General features: G+C 40.5%; 12 protein-coding genes. All 12 read left to right on the forward strand.

The window, feature by feature from the left end; translation table 11 throughout:
- The first annotated feature begins 48 nt into the window (after positions 1-48).
- The 12 genes from leuC (at position 49) to ABD873_RS11510 (ending at position 17,004) form a co-directional block, all read left to right on the forward strand.
- On the forward strand, positions 49-1,446 hold the full coding sequence (gene leuC, locus ABD873_RS11455) for a 3-isopropylmalate dehydratase large subunit (protein WP_345068441.1): 1,398 nt from the start codon (positions 49-51) through the stop codon (positions 1,444-1,446).
- 10 nt (positions 1,447-1,456) lie between these two features.
- Positions 1,457-2,143, forward strand: coding sequence for a class I SAM-dependent methyltransferase (locus ABD873_RS11460; RefSeq protein ID WP_039053867.1), 687 nt, complete (start codon positions 1,457-1,459; stop codon positions 2,141-2,143).
- 17 nt (positions 2,144-2,160) lie between these two features.
- Complete coding sequence (locus ABD873_RS11465; RefSeq protein WP_345068443.1) at positions 2,161-2,982, forward strand: methyltransferase domain-containing protein; 822 nt, start codon at positions 2,161-2,163, stop codon at positions 2,980-2,982.
- Between the two features lie 34 nt (positions 2,983-3,016).
- Positions 3,017-3,619 (forward strand): 3-isopropylmalate dehydratase small subunit, encoded by a 603-nt coding sequence (gene leuD, locus ABD873_RS11470; RefSeq protein WP_345068445.1) that lies wholly within the window; start codon positions 3,017-3,019, stop codon positions 3,617-3,619.
- Positions 3,620-3,627: 8 nt separating this feature from the next.
- Positions 3,628-5,118 carry an ATP-binding cassette domain-containing protein gene (locus tag ABD873_RS11475; protein ID WP_345068447.1) on the forward strand — a complete coding sequence of 497 codons (1,491 nt, stop codon included), beginning with the start codon at positions 3,628-3,630 and terminating at the stop codon, positions 5,116-5,118.
- 67 nt (positions 5,119-5,185) lie between these two features.
- A complete protein-coding gene (gene leuB / locus ABD873_RS11480; RefSeq protein ID WP_345068449.1) occupies positions 5,186-6,259 on the forward strand; it encodes a 3-isopropylmalate dehydrogenase in 1,074 nt (357 codons plus the stop codon).
- 35 nt (positions 6,260-6,294) lie between these two features.
- Positions 6,295-7,449, forward strand: a complete 1,155-nt coding sequence (locus ABD873_RS11485; RefSeq protein WP_345068451.1) for a 2-isopropylmalate synthase — start codon at positions 6,295-6,297, stop codon at positions 7,447-7,449.
- Positions 7,450-7,699: 250 nt separating this feature from the next.
- On the forward strand, positions 7,700-8,266 hold the full coding sequence (locus ABD873_RS11490; RefSeq protein ID WP_345068453.1) for an RNA polymerase sigma factor: 567 nt from the start codon (positions 7,700-7,702) through the stop codon (positions 8,264-8,266).
- A gap of 68 nt (positions 8,267-8,334) precedes the next feature.
- Entirely contained in the window at positions 8,335-9,510 is a 1,176-nt protein-coding gene (locus ABD873_RS11495) for a FecR family protein (RefSeq protein ID WP_345068455.1), read from the forward strand.
- A 168-nt stretch (positions 9,511-9,678) separates the two neighbouring features.
- Positions 9,679-13,206 carry a SusC/RagA family TonB-linked outer membrane protein gene (locus ABD873_RS11500; RefSeq protein WP_345068457.1) on the forward strand — a complete coding sequence of 1,176 codons (3,528 nt, stop codon included), beginning with the start codon at positions 9,679-9,681 and terminating at the stop codon, positions 13,204-13,206.
- Positions 13,207-13,217: 11 nt separating this feature from the next.
- On the forward strand, positions 13,218-14,948 hold the full coding sequence (locus ABD873_RS11505) for a RagB/SusD family nutrient uptake outer membrane protein (RefSeq protein WP_345068459.1): 1,731 nt from the start codon (positions 13,218-13,220) through the stop codon (positions 14,946-14,948).
- A 181-nt stretch (positions 14,949-15,129) separates the two neighbouring features.
- Positions 15,130-17,004: a phosphodiester glycosidase family protein gene (locus tag ABD873_RS11510; RefSeq protein WP_345068461.1), complete on the forward strand. Its 1,875-nt coding sequence runs from the start codon at positions 15,130-15,132 to the stop codon at positions 17,002-17,004.
- Positions 17,005-17,267 lie beyond the last annotated feature (263 nt).

Consider the following 17,267-nt stretch of genomic DNA (forward strand, 5'->3'; position numbering starts at 1 on the left):
CCAAAGACCGTATCCCTTTCGAAATTACTGTCACTATAAACGCATAAGATGGGTAAAACATTAGTAGAAAAAATATGGGACGCTCACGTCGTCAAACGCGAAGAAGGTTTTCCGGATATTCTATACATAGACACACACCTAATCCATGAGGTAACTTCACCTCAGGCATTCGACGGGTTACGCAAAAGAGGAATTCCTGTATTCCGCCCAAAGCAGACTATAGCTACTGCAGACCATAACGTCCCAACATTAAATCAACATCTCCCTATCCGTGAGGAATTATCACGCTACCAAGTAGACATGCTGACCAAAAACACCAAAGAGTTCGGCATAGAACTATATGGTCTAGGTCACCCTTTCCAAGGTATCGTACACGTGATAGGTCCCGAATTAGGTATCACCTTGCCGGGCAAAACCATAGTATGTGGGGACAGCCACACCTCAACGCACGGAGCCTTCGGAGCCATAGCATTCGGCATCGGTACTTCACAGGTGGAGCAGGTGTTCGCTACCCAGTGCCTTTTACAGTCGAAACCGAAGACAATGAAAATCGAGGTGAACGGCGAACTGAAAAAAGGTGTCGGCGCCAAAGATATTATCCTTTATATCATCTCCAAAGTTACCGCTGCAGGAGGTACAGGCTACTTCGTCGAATATGCTGGCTCCGCCATTCGCTCATTAAGTATGGAAGGACGCATGACCGTTTGCAACATGAGTATAGAGATGGGAGCCCGTGGAGGCCTTATCGCACCGGATGAAACCACTTTCGAATATATCAAAGGCAGAGAATTTGCTCCTAAAGGGGAAAAATGGCATGAAGCATTAGCCTATTGGAAAACATTATATTCGGATGAAGATGCTCAGTTCGACAAGGTGTTGACCTTCGACGCTGCAGACATCGAACCAATGATCACGTATGGAACAAACCCGGGAATGGGTATTGGAGTGACACAAAGCATCCCTCCTACCTCCGAACAACCGGAAAGTGAACAACCGTCATACAAAAAAGCTCTCGAATATATGGGCTTTACCGATGGCGAAAGCCTCCTCGGAAAAAAAGTAGACTATGTATTCATCGGCTCATGTACCAACTCACGTCTAGAAGACCTACGTCAGGTAGCAACTTTCGTCAAAGGAAAACGCAAAGCTGACGACGTGGAAGTATGGGTAGTTCCGGGATCAAAGCAGGTAGAAGCACAGGCCAGAGCCGAAGGCATTGACAAAATTTTCGAAGAGGCAGGTTTCCAACTTCGCGAGCCTGGATGTTCGGCATGCTTGGGTATGAATGAAGATAAAATCCCTGCAGGAAAATATTGTATTTCCACATCGAACCGCAACTTTGAAGGACGTCAGGGTCCTAACGCACGCACCATGCTTGCTAGTCCACTGACTGCTGCCGCAGCAGCCATCACCGGAAAAGTTGTAGATGTAAGAGAATACATTTAGATTGAAGAATATGGATCAGTCTGTAGAACTTCAAAAGCAGTTTAACGCCGTGTCGGCAAAATATGACCGACAAAGACCGCTATTGATTCCTTGTTTTCAGGATTTCTACAGAATGGCCCTGAAAGTTGCTGATCAGGTAGAGTCCGTGCACAGCATCTTAGATATAGGAGCAGGCACGGGCCTGTTGAGCGCCTTCTTCAAACAAAAGTTTCCTAAGGCGCACTGCACCTTGGTAGACTTTTCGGAAGAAATGCTCCAAAAGGCAAAGACACGATTCATAGGCGAAGAGGGATTCTCCTTCCGTCAGGAAGATATTACACAAGCTGACTTCGGAGAAGACCAATACGACTTGGTAATTTCCAGCTTGGCCATACACCATCTGGAAGATGAACAAAAGAAAGTATTGTTTCAGAAGATACAGAAAAGCCTTCGCAAAGGAGGATATTTCATCAATGCAGATCAGGTGTTAGGAGAAAATGAGACGGCAGAAGCATTTTTCAAAAGTGACTGGACAAACCATGTACTCAACCAGCAAAAACTAACAGCAGAAGAGAAAGAAGCCGTCTTCAAACGTGTCAGATTGGATAAGATGGCTAAGCTTTCCGACCAGCTGAGATGGCTCGAAGAAGCCCAATTGTATGATGCGCATTGCTATTATCAATATATGAATTTTGTGGTCTTTGCCGCACACAAATAGATTAAAAAAACATTGTTATGTGTCAAATTTGCCAGGCATTGCCCGTTACTAAAAATAAGGTCATAGACACTTCAATCTATGATGCATTCATAGGGAGTGTCACGCGCTCCTTACAGCAGAACTTCAAGACACTATTGCCAACCCTAAAGAAGGGTATGCGCGTGTTGGAAATAGGCTGTGGCAACGGCTCCTTAGCCAAGGATATAGCGTACCGGGTAGGGCCAGAAGGTCATGTCGTAGGTATAGACAACAACGCTCTTCGCATTGCCCAAGGCAAGGAAGCGTTTAAAGATATCGCCAACCTGGAACTTATCCACGGAGATTTTCTTACCTACGATAACATCGAAAAATTTGACATCATCATCTCTGCATGCACCTTTCAATGGATATCTACACTAGATAAGGCCATTGATAAGGTAAAGGCTCTACTTAAACCTCAGGGACAGATTTCCATACTGGATTATAACCATGAAGGAATAAGCTGGACGCCTAAGGTGCCTGCCAGCATGCAAAACTATTACAATATGTTTCTGATGTGGCGAAAGGATGGCGGCATGAATAACCGTATAGGATTCGATTTGGTAGAAATTTTCGAAGAACATGGCTTCTCCGACATTCATGTTCGTAATGCCGACGAACAATACGAAAGTACAAATGCCGAACATCTAAAGCCTATCAAACTATGGTCTGCCGTAGCTGCGTCCAACCAGCTGGTAAAAGAAGGTTATGTTTCGGAAAGTGAACGTCAACAAGCCATCGAAGATTACAACCACTGGGTGGATACTAACGCTATCCGTATGACCGTTAAACTAAGAGAAGTTACAGCAGTATTAAACTAAATAGAGGTTTCTAAACCCTAAAAATAATTTTGGAATGAAAAAGTTTGAAAAATTAACTTCACGTGTAGTTCCGCTACCGATTGAAAATATCGATACAGACCAGATCATCCCGGCGCGCTTCTTGAAAGCGACGACCCGTGAAGGTTTTGGCGACAACCTGTTCCGCGATTGGCGCTTTGACAGCAACAACCAACCGAAAGCGGACTTCGTGCTTAACGACCCGAAATATTCAGGAGAAATCTTGGTGGCGGGAAAAAACTTTGGCTGCGGCTCCTCGCGTGAACATGCGGCATGGGCTATCCAAGACTATGGATTCAAAGTGGTGGTAAGCTCCTTCTTCGCAGACATCTTCAAAGGAAACGCTCTCAACAATGGCGTATTGCCTATCACTGTGTCGGAAGAGTTCTTAGAAAAAATCTTTGCACAGGTGTTTGCAAATCCGGAAGCACAATTCGAAGTGGACTTGGAGGCACAAACTATCACTATCCTTGCTACAGGGGAGTCTTTCGAGTTCGAAATAAATCCTTACAAAAAGTCTTGCCTTTTGAACGGCTACGATGACATAAACTTTATCTTAAGCCATAAAAAAGAAATCGAGAACTTCGAACAAACAAGACCTTTTTCTTTTTATAGATAAAATATATCATGACAGAACCTGTCGTCCATATTGATAACTTAACCATTCAATACCAAAACCATACGGTATTGGATGGACTATCATGGTCTATCCGCAAGGGAGAACATTATGTTATTGGAGGAAAGTCCGGTTCTGGAAAAACTACATTAGCCAAAGCTATAGCCGGACTTATACCTGCCAACGATGCAATACAAATACATTTTGACACTCAAAGTCCGCTACGTGCCAAGGTAGAATACATCGCTAACTGGTATCAATTTACCAATTTGGAAGGTGACAGAAACTTCTATTATCAACAGCGATATAACCGCCACCAAGGAAAAGATACGTTAAGTGTTAAAGGAGATTTAGAGCATTTTGCCCAAAAAGAAGGACTCTGCTTTGCAGACATCCAACAGCGTATTCATGACTTTGGCTTTGAACATGCTCAATCCACTCAGCTTATCGAACTTTCCAGCGGTGAGCATAAGAAACTGCAGCTAATCCGAGGACTATGGATAAAACCGCAGCTTCTTCTTATCGATGAGCCGTACACCGGCCTAGACACCAAATCCAGAGCCTTACTCAACGCATGGCTTGACGACTGGGCCAATCAGGGAGTACAACTCATTCTCATTACAAACGACAATAACCTTCCGAAAGCTATCAACCGCTATGCACAGATAGTGAACGGCAAGGTGGAGACCGTGTCTTCTCCAACCTCCTTTTTCCGAGACAGCAAAAGAAATAAAAAAGATATCCCTGCCTTCCTGAAAGAAGTTCCCGAAACTTCTTTCGACACCATTGTCGAGATGGAAAATGTTAACATCCGCTATGGCGACAAGGTAGTACTCAAAGACATTTCATGGACCGTAAAAGTTGGTGAAAAATGGCTATTGCAGGGGCCTAACGGGTCGGGGAAATCCACCCTCCTCAGCCTCATCAACGGAGACCATCCTCAAGCATATGGACTTAACCTCAAGCTTTTCGGACAACCTAGAGGGTCGGGAGAAAGTATATGGGATATAAAGCAGAAAATAGGCATGATCTCTCCCGAAATGCATTGGTATTTTGACACCAATGCTACCGTGTGGCATACCATAGCATCTGGATTCTATGATAGCAACGGATGGTTTATCGATGTTAAATTCCACGAGAAACTTCAGATCGAAGAGCTGCTGGAATTTTTTGACTTGAGGGATGTCAAAGACAGAATCTTACATACCCTCCCTTTGGGCAAACAAAGGTTAGCATTATTGGCAAGGACCATAGTGAAAAATCCGCCCCTACTGGTGCTGGACGAACCTTGTCAAGGGTTGGATAGCGATCAAACCCAATATTTTAATGATGTGGTAGACGAACTGGCTCATTACGGCAAAACGTTGATTTACGTCGGTCATTACGAGTCCCAGCTGCCACAATGTATAGACCATAGAATTGTATTAGAGCATGGCGAAGTAAAAGCCATTGAAGATATTGTATTGAACGACAAAAAGATTAAAGAAAGCGTTATAGCATAACCATTGAAAGCTGTAGAAAAGTAAAGCATACAGGCTTTTGATTATTACTTTTTACTTTGAAGAAGCAATGAAGAAAAATATTCTAATCATTCCGGGCGACGGAATCGGACAAGAAGTAACTACTTGGGGAAAGAAAGTTTTAGAAGCTATAGCTGACAAATACAACCATGACTTCATCTTCGATGAAGCTATCATGGGCCATACAGCTATCGAAGCTAAGGGAAATCCTCTTCCTGACGAGACATTGGAAAAAGCGAAAGCTTCCGATGCCATATTATTTGGTGCTATAGGACATGCTAAATACGACAATGACCCTACAGCCAAAGTACGTCCAGAGCAAGGTCTTTTGAAAATCCGTAAAGAATTGGGGTTATATGCCAACCTACGTCCCATCCTACTGTTTGATGAGCTGTTGGATGCCTCTAGCTTAAAACCGGAAGTACTGCGCGGCACGGATATCCTTTTCTTCCGTGAACTGACAGGAGACGTATATTTCGGAGAGAAAAAACGTAGTGAAGATAATAACTTCGCCTCGGACTTGATGAACTATCACCGTTACGAAGTTGAGCGTATTGCACGCAAAGCTTTCGACGCAGCCCGCACTCGCCGTAAAAAATTGTGCTCGGTGGACAAGGCCAACGTTCTGGAAACTTCTCGTCTGTGGAGAGAGGTGGTGCAAGAAATTGCCAAAGAATATCCTGATGTGGAAACCGAACATATGTTTATCGACAATGCGGCCATGCAACTGATTAAAAACCCACAAAAGTTTGATGTGGTATTGACGGCAAACTTGTTTGGAGACATCCTTACCGACGAGGCATCCCAGATCGCCGGATCCATGGGAATGTTGGCGTCAGCATCTATTGGTGATAGCACAGGGTTCTTTGAGCCTATCCACGGTTCGGCACACGACATCGCTGGACATAACAAAGCCAACCCGCTGGCTTCCATCCTGTCGGCAGCATTGCTGTTGGATATAGCCTTTGGCCTCCAGGAAGAAGCTAAAGCTGTAACAAATGCCGTAGCAGAAGCCCTTAAAGATGGCTGGAGAACAGGAGACATTGCTAATGCCTCTACACCGGCGGACAAAATTTTGGGAACAAAAGAAATGGGTGAGAAAGTTTTGGCGTATATTAAATAAGATTAACCAAGGTATAAACATATAAAAGTAAGACTATGTTACACGATCCGAATCACTTATACATATTCGACACGACATTACGAGATGGAGAGCAGGTCCCAGGATGTCAGTTGACTACGCCTGAGAAGGTCGAAATTGCAAAAGATTTAGAACGCTTAGGCGTCGATATTATAGAAGCGGGATTCCCCGTGTCCAGTCCCGGTGATTTTCAGTCTGTAGTCGAAATTTCCAAGGCTGTAGATGATGTAATCATCTGTGCACTGACTCGTGCCAACAAAAACGATATTGACGTGGCAGCAGAAGCTCTGAAATATGCGAAAAGACCTCGTATACATACCGGTATAGGGGCTTCTGATACACATATCAAATATAAATTCAACAGCACAAGAGAAGAAATCCTCGAACGCGCCGTAGCAGCCGTAAAGCACGCAAAAAGCTATGTAGAAGATGTAGAATTCTATGCCGAAGATGCGGGCCGTGCGGATGTAGAATTCTTAGCAAAAATGATTGAAGCTGTAATTGCCGCAGGCGCTACTGTAGTTAATATTCCGGATACCAATGGATATTGTCTGCCGGATCAATACGGTGCAAAAATTAAGTTCTTGAAAGAAAATGTCAAGAACATCGATAATGCCATCATCTCTGCCCACTGCCACAATGACCTCGGCTTGGCAACAGCCAATTCCATAGCTGCCGTACAAAACGGTGCCCGCCAAATCGAATGTACTATAAACGGTATCGGTGAAAGAGCAGGAAACACTTCTTTGGAAGAGGTGGCTATGATCTTGAAAGTACACAACCAAGCCTTCGGAGGTCTTACGTCAAACATCAATAGCAAGCTGTTCACCTATATCTCACGAAAAGTTTCGGAAATGATGAACATGCCTGTGCAGCCTAATAAGGCCATCGTAGGGCGCAACGCCTTTGCCCACAGCTCCGGTATCCACCAAGATGGCTTCCTAAAACACCGTGAAAACTACGAAATCATACGTCCAGAAGATGTTGGATTGGAAGATGCAGATATTATTCTTACAGCACGTTCGGGGCGTCATGCCTTGAAACACCACTTAGAACGTCTTGGCTATCATCTGGATAAAGAACAGTTGGCAGACATTTACCAACGTTTCTTAGTGCTTGCCGACGCCAAAAAAGAAATTACTGATGATGATTTACTGACATTGGTTAAATAAAAATTCTAATCCGATTTGCAACACGGGGATTTTATAATTATAAAGTCCCCGTTTTTTATTCTCTTAACTTGCGCTATAATTTATTGCGCAACCAATAAATTAACATTAGCTGCAAATAATTACTCCCTCTTATTAACTTTACATTAAACCTTATTAGAATATTGAAATTTTAATTTCAAATTTCCTATCTTAGATTTGTTCTATATATCATTTAAAATCTTGATTCAGAGAATCTAGCAAATTATAACTTATGAATTGTATAACTATTTGTGTCAAGGAATCTACTTTTGAACTTTTCAAAAAAGGAGATTCCATTGCATTCGAAGAGATATATAATTTATACAGTAATTTGATTTATCGGAAAGTATTCCGGCTATGCCTAGACTCTGAAATTTGTGCAGACATTGTTCAAGAATCTTTTACAAGGCTATTTATCCATAGAGATAAAATCAAGGATAGAGAAGGGATTTTCCCCTATCTGTATACGGTATCGAGACGACTGGCCATTTCCTCCTTCAGGAAATCCGTATCTGAGATGGTATATCAAGAATACCTAGAAAAATATTACGATGAAAGAGATCAACATCTCCTAGAGAGTATAGTCTCTAAAGATCTAAGCACCAAAATCCATGACGTCATGGACACTTTACCTGAAAAGCAAGCTAAGGTCTTTAAGTTAAACAAGATTGAAGATTTGAGTTATAGAGAAATTGCTGAAAAGTTGGGCGTATCACCTAATACTGTAAGAAATCAGATCGCTATAGCCACGAAAATTATCCGCCTAAAAGTAAATAAACTCCTAACCATACTCTTTTAAAAAAATTCTGAATATTCAATAGTACATTTCTTCTATAGGCGCGTGTATATCTATACAACAAGTCTATTATGATGAAGAATACCCGCTTAGCCTTTTTAGTAAAACGGTATTTAGCAGGAGAATGTACTTCTGAAGAGTTTGAAGAACTTAAATTCTTTCTGGAAAACAAGGATAGTTCAGAGCTGGAAGAAATCTATGATTCTTTGCCTGAATTGTCTCATATCCAATTTCCAAAACATACTCAAGAAAAAGTTTTTAAAGAGATTCTTGCTGATACCCAAGAGCACTTTGCCTTTAACAGAAGAAACTTCTCTTTATGGCAAAAACTGCTAGCTGCCGCATCTCTATTGTTTATTATCTCGATGTCGGTCTTGTTCTATTACTACCGGTATTCAGGAGTTAAAAATCTGGATAATAAAGTTGCTCTTGTCACTCCCGGCTATGACCGAGCCAAAATAGTAACAGATGACGGTAAGATTCTCTTATTAGATACCTTGACCAGCGAAGATGAAGCGAAAGCATACGGATTGGAACGTAAGGTCGATCAAAATGGTAAGTTATATTTCAAATATTTGCTAGCCCGTAGAGCTGCAGACAATAAATTACATACAGTGACCACCCCTAAAGGAGGGCAACTAACCCTAGAGTTACCCGATGGAAGTAAGGTATGGATGAATGCTGAAAGCACTATACAATTTTCGAATGCATTTATTCATAATGAACGCAAAGTTCTGTCAGAGGGTGAAGTGTATTTTGAAGTGAAAACATATTATAACGAAGGTAAAAAAGTACCTTTTAGAGTGTTGACTAAAGGTCAGCAAATAGAAGTTCTAGGAACTGAATTTAATGTCAATAGCTACGATAATCGTGTGGTTACCACACTTGTAGAGGGGAAAGTCAGTATAGTTGACAAAGATAATAATTCTGTAACCCTAAAGCCTAATCAGCAAGCCATCTGGACCAATAAATTCGAAATCAAAGAAGTAGACCCTTTGTATACTACAGCATGGAAAGATGGAGATTTTGCTTTTTACAAATCCAAATTAGAAGAAGTAATGATGAGCATCGCGCGATGGTATAGCGTCGATATTGAATATAGAGGAAATTTCGAGAATGACGTCTTCACGGGTACAATCTCTCGGTACGAGGATATTGACAAATTATTAAAAACAATGGAATTAACCGGTTCAATTAACTTAAAAAGAGAAGGGAGGAAAATTATAGTACAAAAATCCAATTTGTAAAAAAGACTAGAAGTGGTGACGCACTTCTAGCCCTAAGTCAAATAATGACCTGATTGAAAACTTAACTAACAAATGTAATTAACTAACAATCAACACAAATGTATGGAAAAAAATCAAAGACTTGAGTTTCAACATATAAAACCCAGTCCAATTATTAAATCTACTTTCATGAAATTGAGCATTGCTATACCAATTATTCTGGCTACCTCACTTCAGGTTAACGCGGTTTCCTTTGGGCAAACCATAACACTGAAAAAGAAAGGGATAAAGGTAGAAGATGTGATAAAAGCTGTTAAGAAGCAAACTGGCTATAATGTCTTTTTTAATGAGTCTATTTTGTCCTCTTCTGATATTGTACAGGGGCCATATATTAATGCCGATCTGAAACAGGTTTTGGATGACTTATCCAGTCAATATGCATTATCCTATAAGATCGTAGATAAAAATATAATAATATCTCAACGTCAGGTAAACGTTAATACAGCTTCCGAAACAAGCGATAAAATAAATCAACAAAGAGTCGTTACGGGCATTATTACAAATACAAAGGGGGAAAAAATCCCGGGGGCTACCATAACGGAGGTTGGAAGCACCAACACTGTTATATCAGATGCGAATGGACAATATACCATTACCTTAAGCAGTAGTGAAAGTGAGATCAGGGTATCTTATATCGGTTATAATATAAAAACCGTCAAACCGACAAGCTCTACGTTTAATGTGGAGTTAGAAGAAGCATTAAACGTATTAGAGGATATTGTGGTTGTCGGATTTGGTACTCAGAAGAAGGAAAATCTTACTGCAGCAGCTACTGTTGTAGATTCAGAATTATTAAAGAATCGTCCTGCGGCAAATGCTTCTTCTCTTTTGCAAGGTGCTGTACCTAACATGCAGGTCAAGTTTACAACGGGAAGACCAGGCGCAACTGGAAGTTTCAACATTCGTGGGGTAAACTCCATCTCCAGCAATGCAACACCATTGGTAATCATTGATGGATTTGAGGGGGACATCAACCGTATCAACCCTAACGATATAGAATCTGTAACGGTATTGAAAGACGCTTCTTCTGCTGCTGTTTATGGAGCCCGAGCGTCCTATGGCGTTATTATTGTAACCACAAAATCAGGTTCAGGCACCGGTGGTAAAATATCCTACAGCGCACAGACATCGATAAGTAGTCCGACGACGTCAACAGAATATGAAACTAGAGGCTATTATTCAGCAGCTATCAATGATAAATTCTTCTCGCAATACGCAGGAACCCCTTATACACGCTATACAGAGGAGGACTACTATCAACTATGGATACGACGTAATGATAAGACCGAACATCCGGATAGACCATGGGTAGTTATTGACAATCGAGATGGACGGGATAGTTATATTTATTATGCCAACACTGATTGGTACAATTACCTGTACAACGACAAAAGACCTATGCATACCCATGATATTAACATATTAGGGGGAGCGGAAAATATTAAATATAGTCTTTCAGGAAACTACTATGATCAAAAAGGTATTTTCAGGAAAAATACAGATGAAATAAAGCGATATAATTTACGCTCTAAAATCGATTTTAAAGTAAAACCTTGGTTAGATATCAACACCAATCTAAGCTACTTTAATTCCGCATATGAATATCCTGGTCCGGGCGGAGTAGAAAATACATTCAACAGTTCTACTGCACACGGTTTGGCAAGTATAGTACCGGTAAATCCTGATGGCACGTTCGTATACACTACCACTATCAGCAATTATTCCGTTATGGATGGCTATGCGGCGCTATTGTCACAAGGAGACCACTATAACATAGACAAAATATCGGAGTTCTCTCCTACCATAGAAGCCATATTAAGACCTATCAAAGGATTGGAATTGCGCTCCAGCTACCGATTCATTCATTACAATTACCAAACGAAGAATCGCTCAGTAAATATCCCATACTCCAAATACCCTGGTGAAGTACTGACCATTTCTACAGGTATTGGTAACAATAGGTTGTCAGAAAATCAAACTAATCATTATTTCCAAGGTGTGAATATGTATGCTACTTATGAAAAAAGTATTGCTGAAGCACACCATTTCAAAGTAATGGGAGGATATAACTATGAGACCAAATATCTAAAAGATGTCAAAGCGGCAAGAGATGGACTATTAAGCAACAAATTATCCGACCTAGAATTAGCGACCGGCGAAGTTATCGAAGTTAATGGAGGGCAGAATGAGTATGCTTTATTCGGAGTATTTTATCGTGTAAATTATAATTATAAAGACAAATATCTTTTTGAAGCAGCTGGTCGATACGACGGTACATCACGATTTGCCAAAGGTCATCGCTTTGGATTCTTTCCTTCCTTCGCCGCGGGATGGCGAATTGAAAATGAAGAATTTTTCAAAAATCTAGATCAAAGCCTTGTTACAGGACTTAAACTTCGCCTTTCTTACGGTTCTCTAGGGAATCAACAAGTAGGCTATTATGATTATCTGCAAAAAATTAATGCAGGAGGTACCTTATCCTATACTTTTGGAGATGGCAGCAGAGCTCCTTATGCTGATGAAACAGCTCCAAACTCAAGCGCTCTCACCTGGGAAACAGTAAATACAACAAATTTCGGACTTGATATAGATTTATTTAAATCACGACTAAATATCGTAGGTGATATCTATCAACGCGAAACCTTGAATATGTTGACAGCAGGAAAAGCTATCCCTGTCTATTATGGGGCCTCCATACCACGGGAAAATGCATCCGACTTGTTGACAAAAGGATGGGAATTGAGTGTGAAATGGAAAGATAAATTCTCTATAGCTGCTAATCCTGTTACCTACTATTTCGGAATCGGTCTAGGTGACAATATTTCGAAAATCACAAGATTCGATAACCCCAATAGAAATCTCGCTAACTTCTATGAAGGACAGACTTTGGGACAAATCTGGGGATATGAAGTAAAAGGATTCTTCAAAACAGATGATGAAGCAGCAAATTATGATGTCGATCAACAATCTGTTAATACCATTATCAACACTTCGGCTATTGATAAAGGATTACGTGCCGGTGACTTGAAATTTGAAGACTTGGATGGTGATAAAGTTATTTCATTAGGAAATAATACCGCAGATAATCCTGGAGATCGTAAAATAATAGGTAATTCCTTACCACGCTACAACTTTAATTTTACGAGTGGCGCATCATGGAAAGGATTTGATGTGTCTGTGTTCTTCCAAGGCATTGGCAGACAGCATTGGTATCCGGGCACCGACGCATCGGCATTCTGGGGACCATACTCTAGACCTTATATGACTTTCATCCCTAAAGATTTCTTATCACGAGTATGGAGTGAAGACAATCCTGATGCATATTTCCCTAGACCAAGAGGATATATAGCCTTGAACAATTCCAACAGATCTTTAGGTGTAGCAAACAGCAAATATCTCCAAAACCTTATGTACATAAGACTTAAAAACCTAAACATAGGATATACTGTTCCGACAAATGTCATCAGTAAAATAGGTCTTAGCAAGTTACGCATCTACGTAAGTGGTGAGAACATCTGGACATATACCAAGTTAAAAAGCAAGTATATAGATCCGGAGCAAGCTTCTACAGCAAATACATATTCAGTATCCACTAGTAATGCTAGGACATACCCTTGGGCTAAGACTTATATGTTAGGAATTGATATTGGCTTATAAAGATGATTATAATGAATATAAAACGATATTTTATAGGCGTGCTCATCATTCTAGGGATGACTGTAGCATGTGATTTGGATAAAACTCCGCTATCCGCTCTGTCTCCGGAAACCTTTTTTTCGACAGAAGAGGAATTGAAACTGTATAGCAATAAGTTTTATCAAGATATTTTACCGGAGGCATCAGCCATTTACGGTGAAAATGCCGACGACATTGTGGTTACACCGTTGAGTACTGCTGTCTCTGGTCAACGTACCGTACCTGCCACGGGAGGTGGCTGGAGTTGGACGGCGTTGAGAAGAATTAATTACTTATTGGAAAACTCTCATCACACCCCTGATCTGCGAGTGCGCAATGAATACGATGCCTTAGCTAAATTTTTCAGGGCATACTTTTATTTTGAAAAGTTAAAACGCTTTGGGGAAGTGCCCTGGTTTAATAAAGTATTAGGCTCTCAAGATCCAGATCTGTTTAAGCCAAGAGATAGCCGTAATTTGGTGGCCGACTCTATCCTACAGGATTTGGATTTTGCCATACAATATCTGCCGACAACAAAGAATGTTTATCGTGTGAACAAATGGACAGCTCTAGCACTGAAGTCTAGAGTAGGCCTTTTTGAAGGTACTTTCAGAAAGTATCACGGTATAGATGGCTTCGAGAAATATTTGACAGCATCCGTTGAAGCATCACAGGAATTAATTGATAACGGCGGATATTCTCTTTACAGAACAGGCACAGAACCATACAGAGATTTATTTGCCAACTCAAAAGCCATAGGACAAGAAGTCATTCTGGCTAGAGACTATGATGATGTACTATCGCTTGTTCATGACGTCCAAAACTTCCAAAATTCGAGTACTAAAGGCCGCCCTGGTTTGTCTAAGAGTGTTGCAAATTACTATCTGACCTCTTCAGGCGGTAGATTTACAGATCTACCAAACTATGATAAAATGGAATTTGTCGAGGAGACAAAGAACCGTGACCCACGTATGGCACAGACTATCCGTACACCGGGTTATACCCGCATTGGAAAAACTACTCCAGTAGCACCCAACCTGTCTTACACAGTAACAGGATATCATTTCACCAAATATAGCATGGAGGAAGTATATGATGCGAATAACAAAAGTATTGCGGATATGCCTATATTCCGTATAGCAGAAGTCTACCTCAACCTAGCGGAAGCGAAAGCCGAATTGGGAACTTTGACCCAAGAAGATTTAAACAAAACCATAAATCTTTTGAGAAGCAGAGTATCCATGCCGGCACTAAATCTAGCTAATGCAAATGCCAATCCTGATCCTTATTTGTCTACCGGAGAGTACGGATTCCCAAATGTAACAGGCCCTAACAAAGGCGTGATCTTGGAAATCCGTAGAGAACGTACCGTAGAGCTGATGATGGAAGGATTCCGATATTATGATATTATGAGATGGAAAGCCGGCAAACTCTTTGAAAAACCTTTCCTCGGAATGTATTTCAGTAGATTAGGAAACTTTGATTTAGATAATAACGGAACTATTGACGTTTGTCTATATCAAGGAACTAAACCAAGCTCTACAGCAAGTATATTTTTGGAAGTAGGTAAAGATATAATCTTGACAGAGGGAGACAAAGGCTATATTGAAGTTCACGGAAATATACATCGTGTATTCCGAGAAGATAGGGATTATTTATATCCAATTCCTTCAGAAGAAATAAATCTTTCCAATAACATTCTTAAACAAAACCCAAATTGGTAGTGTTATGAAAACCAAATATTATTTAATACTACTCATAGCTACGCTCTTTGCAGCACCGAGTTGTAGTAAAAAAATTCTGGATAACTCATTATATGATCATTTACTTCCAGAACTGAAAGAACCAACTCCACCGAGAGTTGATGTTACACTAAAAGATAAAGATGGCTGGATAATGGATACATTGGATAATGGTCTAATCCATTATCAATTTTCCAAATACGTGCAAACGCAGTCGGCAAATCAATTTGTTAATGTAGTAGAGGTAGACTTGACTAATCCGGAATATGAACTTGAATTTGTCACCCTAGGCAGTCAAGATACCTTATCTGCTGTCGCTAACAGCAGAGGAGCTATTGCGGCTATCAATGGCACCTATGAATTTGATGCTTCCTACATTAAATCAAATGGAACGGTCTATTCTTCTATAACTTTAGAGCCTGGCCATCTGCGATATTGGAAACATGAAGGAGCTCTCTTTTATAATGCGGGACAAGATTTCAAAATTGAATATGGTACTAAAGAAAGCTATAGTCAATCTCAATATTTAAATATCTTCTCGGGTGCTCCCATGTTAATAGATAATTACAAAAAAGTAGGAGAAGATTTTATTGGTGATGTTACGGGTATAAACCTCAACAGCCTTGACTACGAAGACTATAGACGTCATCAAGGGGTACGCCACCCTCGCACAATAGTAGCACTCACGGAAAACAAAAAGTTGTTGCTGGTGACTATAGATGGACGCTTTTCGCAATCTGCAGGAATGACAGCAAAAGAATCTACACAGTTTCTGGCTAACTATTTTGAACCGCAATATGCGTTGAATATGGATGGCGGCGGATCAACCACAATGTTTGTAAAGGATAAAGGATTCAAAGGTGTGGTCAATTACCCTACAGATAATGGAGAACGTAACCACTACGGCCAACGAACATTAAGAACCTTTATTTTGGTTAAAAAACGTGGAACAAATGAAGACACTTTTGCCGGAGGGGATGGAACTCAAGACAACCCTTACTTAATAGCAACTCCATCTCAACTAGAGAACATGCATAAGCTGAACTGGTCAAATACAGAAACTAACCCTTATTACTTTAAGCTGGTCGCAGACATTGACATGGTCGGTCGTGTCTGGACACCATTGAATAATGTTGACCCATATACAAAATATTTACACTTCGACGGTAACGGTCACGTTATTAAAAACTTAAAAGTAACGAAATCTACATATGGTAGTTTCTTTGGTGTTCTCTTCGGCTCATGCAGAAATTTAGGATTGGTAAATGTAGATATAGAATCTAGTAATGGAGCTGGTGCTTTCGCCGGTTATTTAGGACTAAAATCACCAGATAAACCAGGAAAAATCGGAATATTAGAAAACTGTTTTTCAACAGGAAAAGTCGTAGGAACAGACGCTGTGGGAGGCTTGATAGGTAATATTGGCAAACCTCAGGTCCAAGGTTCAACTACACCAAGTAGAATTTCTAATTGTTTCTCTACCGCTCAAGTTATCGCGACCAATACAAGTTCAAGCAGTAGAGCCGGAGGATTGGTGGGCATCATTTATGAAGGTGGAATATTAGAGAACGGCTTTGCTTCAGGTGAAGTAATTTCAAATGCGGCTTCAGGCAAAGGCGCAGGTGGTATTGTCGGATGGGCGGATTATAAATTTAGGGGTACTGTCGCATTTAACAGTTTGGTATCTGTTGCTGGCGCTACCGCTAACGCAGGTCGAATTTCCTCGGCAATGGGACAAGTAAGCGGAGTAATCGCACAGGGAGAAAATTGTTGGGCCCTAGAAACGGTTCCTGTTAAAAAGAATAATGTGCTTGTGCCATCTTCTGCCTATGTAACAGGAGAAGTCACCACTAAAGAAATTGCTTATGACGGCGAAACTAAAACTGCCCTTTTCTTGAAAGACATGAACAATTACAGTAGTATTTTAGGATGGAAATTAGGTCCTAATAACTCATGGGCTTCAACTACCAATGCTAATGGTAAACCGATCCTACAATGGTTATTCCTTAGAGGAGATTATGATACTTTCTATCAGTAACAATTTATCAACCTGACCATAAATCAATACGCTGTTTGACATGTCAAACAGCGTATTTCTTTTTAATAAGCCGAGCATGCTTATTGCTTCCAGCCAATACCTTTAATTTATTCCCACTCCTACTAACTTTTCTCTTTCTGCAAAAGAATAGATTTTATCTTTGTCCCAAAAACTCAATCACAGAAGATAAAATCACGATAGTGATTTATTAATAAATTCATAACAAAAATTGGGTATATATTTTTAAATTTGAAATATTCAAA

The organism is Sphingobacterium thermophilum, from assembly GCF_039541675.1.
GTDB lineage: Bacteria > Bacteroidota > Bacteroidia > Sphingobacteriales > Sphingobacteriaceae > Sphingobacterium > Sphingobacterium thermophilum.

What these genes read in the sequence shown, in the direction of transcription:
- leuC (WP_345068441.1), top strand. Translation starts at nt 49, where the DNA reads ATGGGTAAAACATTAGTAGAAAAAATATGGGACGCTCACGTCGTCAAA.
- ABD873_RS11460 (WP_039053867.1), top strand. Translation starts at nt 1,457, where the DNA reads ATGGATCAGTCTGTAGAACTTCAAAAGCAGTTTAACGCCGTGTCGGCA.
- ABD873_RS11465 (WP_345068443.1), top strand. Translation starts at nt 2,161, where the DNA reads ATGTGTCAAATTTGCCAGGCATTGCCCGTTACTAAAAATAAGGTCATA.
- leuD (WP_345068445.1), top strand. Translation starts at nt 3,017, where the DNA reads ATGAAAAAGTTTGAAAAATTAACTTCACGTGTAGTTCCGCTACCGATT.
- ABD873_RS11475 (WP_345068447.1), top strand. Translation starts at nt 3,628, where the DNA reads ATGACAGAACCTGTCGTCCATATTGATAACTTAACCATTCAATACCAA.
- leuB (WP_345068449.1), top strand. Translation starts at nt 5,186, where the DNA reads ATGAAGAAAAATATTCTAATCATTCCGGGCGACGGAATCGGACAAGAA.
- ABD873_RS11485 (WP_345068451.1), top strand. Translation starts at nt 6,295, where the DNA reads ATGTTACACGATCCGAATCACTTATACATATTCGACACGACATTACGA.
- ABD873_RS11490 (WP_345068453.1), top strand. Translation starts at nt 7,700, where the DNA reads ATGAATTGTATAACTATTTGTGTCAAGGAATCTACTTTTGAACTTTTC.
- ABD873_RS11495 (WP_345068455.1), top strand. Translation starts at nt 8,335, where the DNA reads ATGATGAAGAATACCCGCTTAGCCTTTTTAGTAAAACGGTATTTAGCA.
- ABD873_RS11500 (WP_345068457.1), top strand. Translation starts at nt 9,679, where the DNA reads ATGAAATTGAGCATTGCTATACCAATTATTCTGGCTACCTCACTTCAG.
- ABD873_RS11505 (WP_345068459.1), top strand. Translation starts at nt 13,218, where the DNA reads ATGAATATAAAACGATATTTTATAGGCGTGCTCATCATTCTAGGGATG.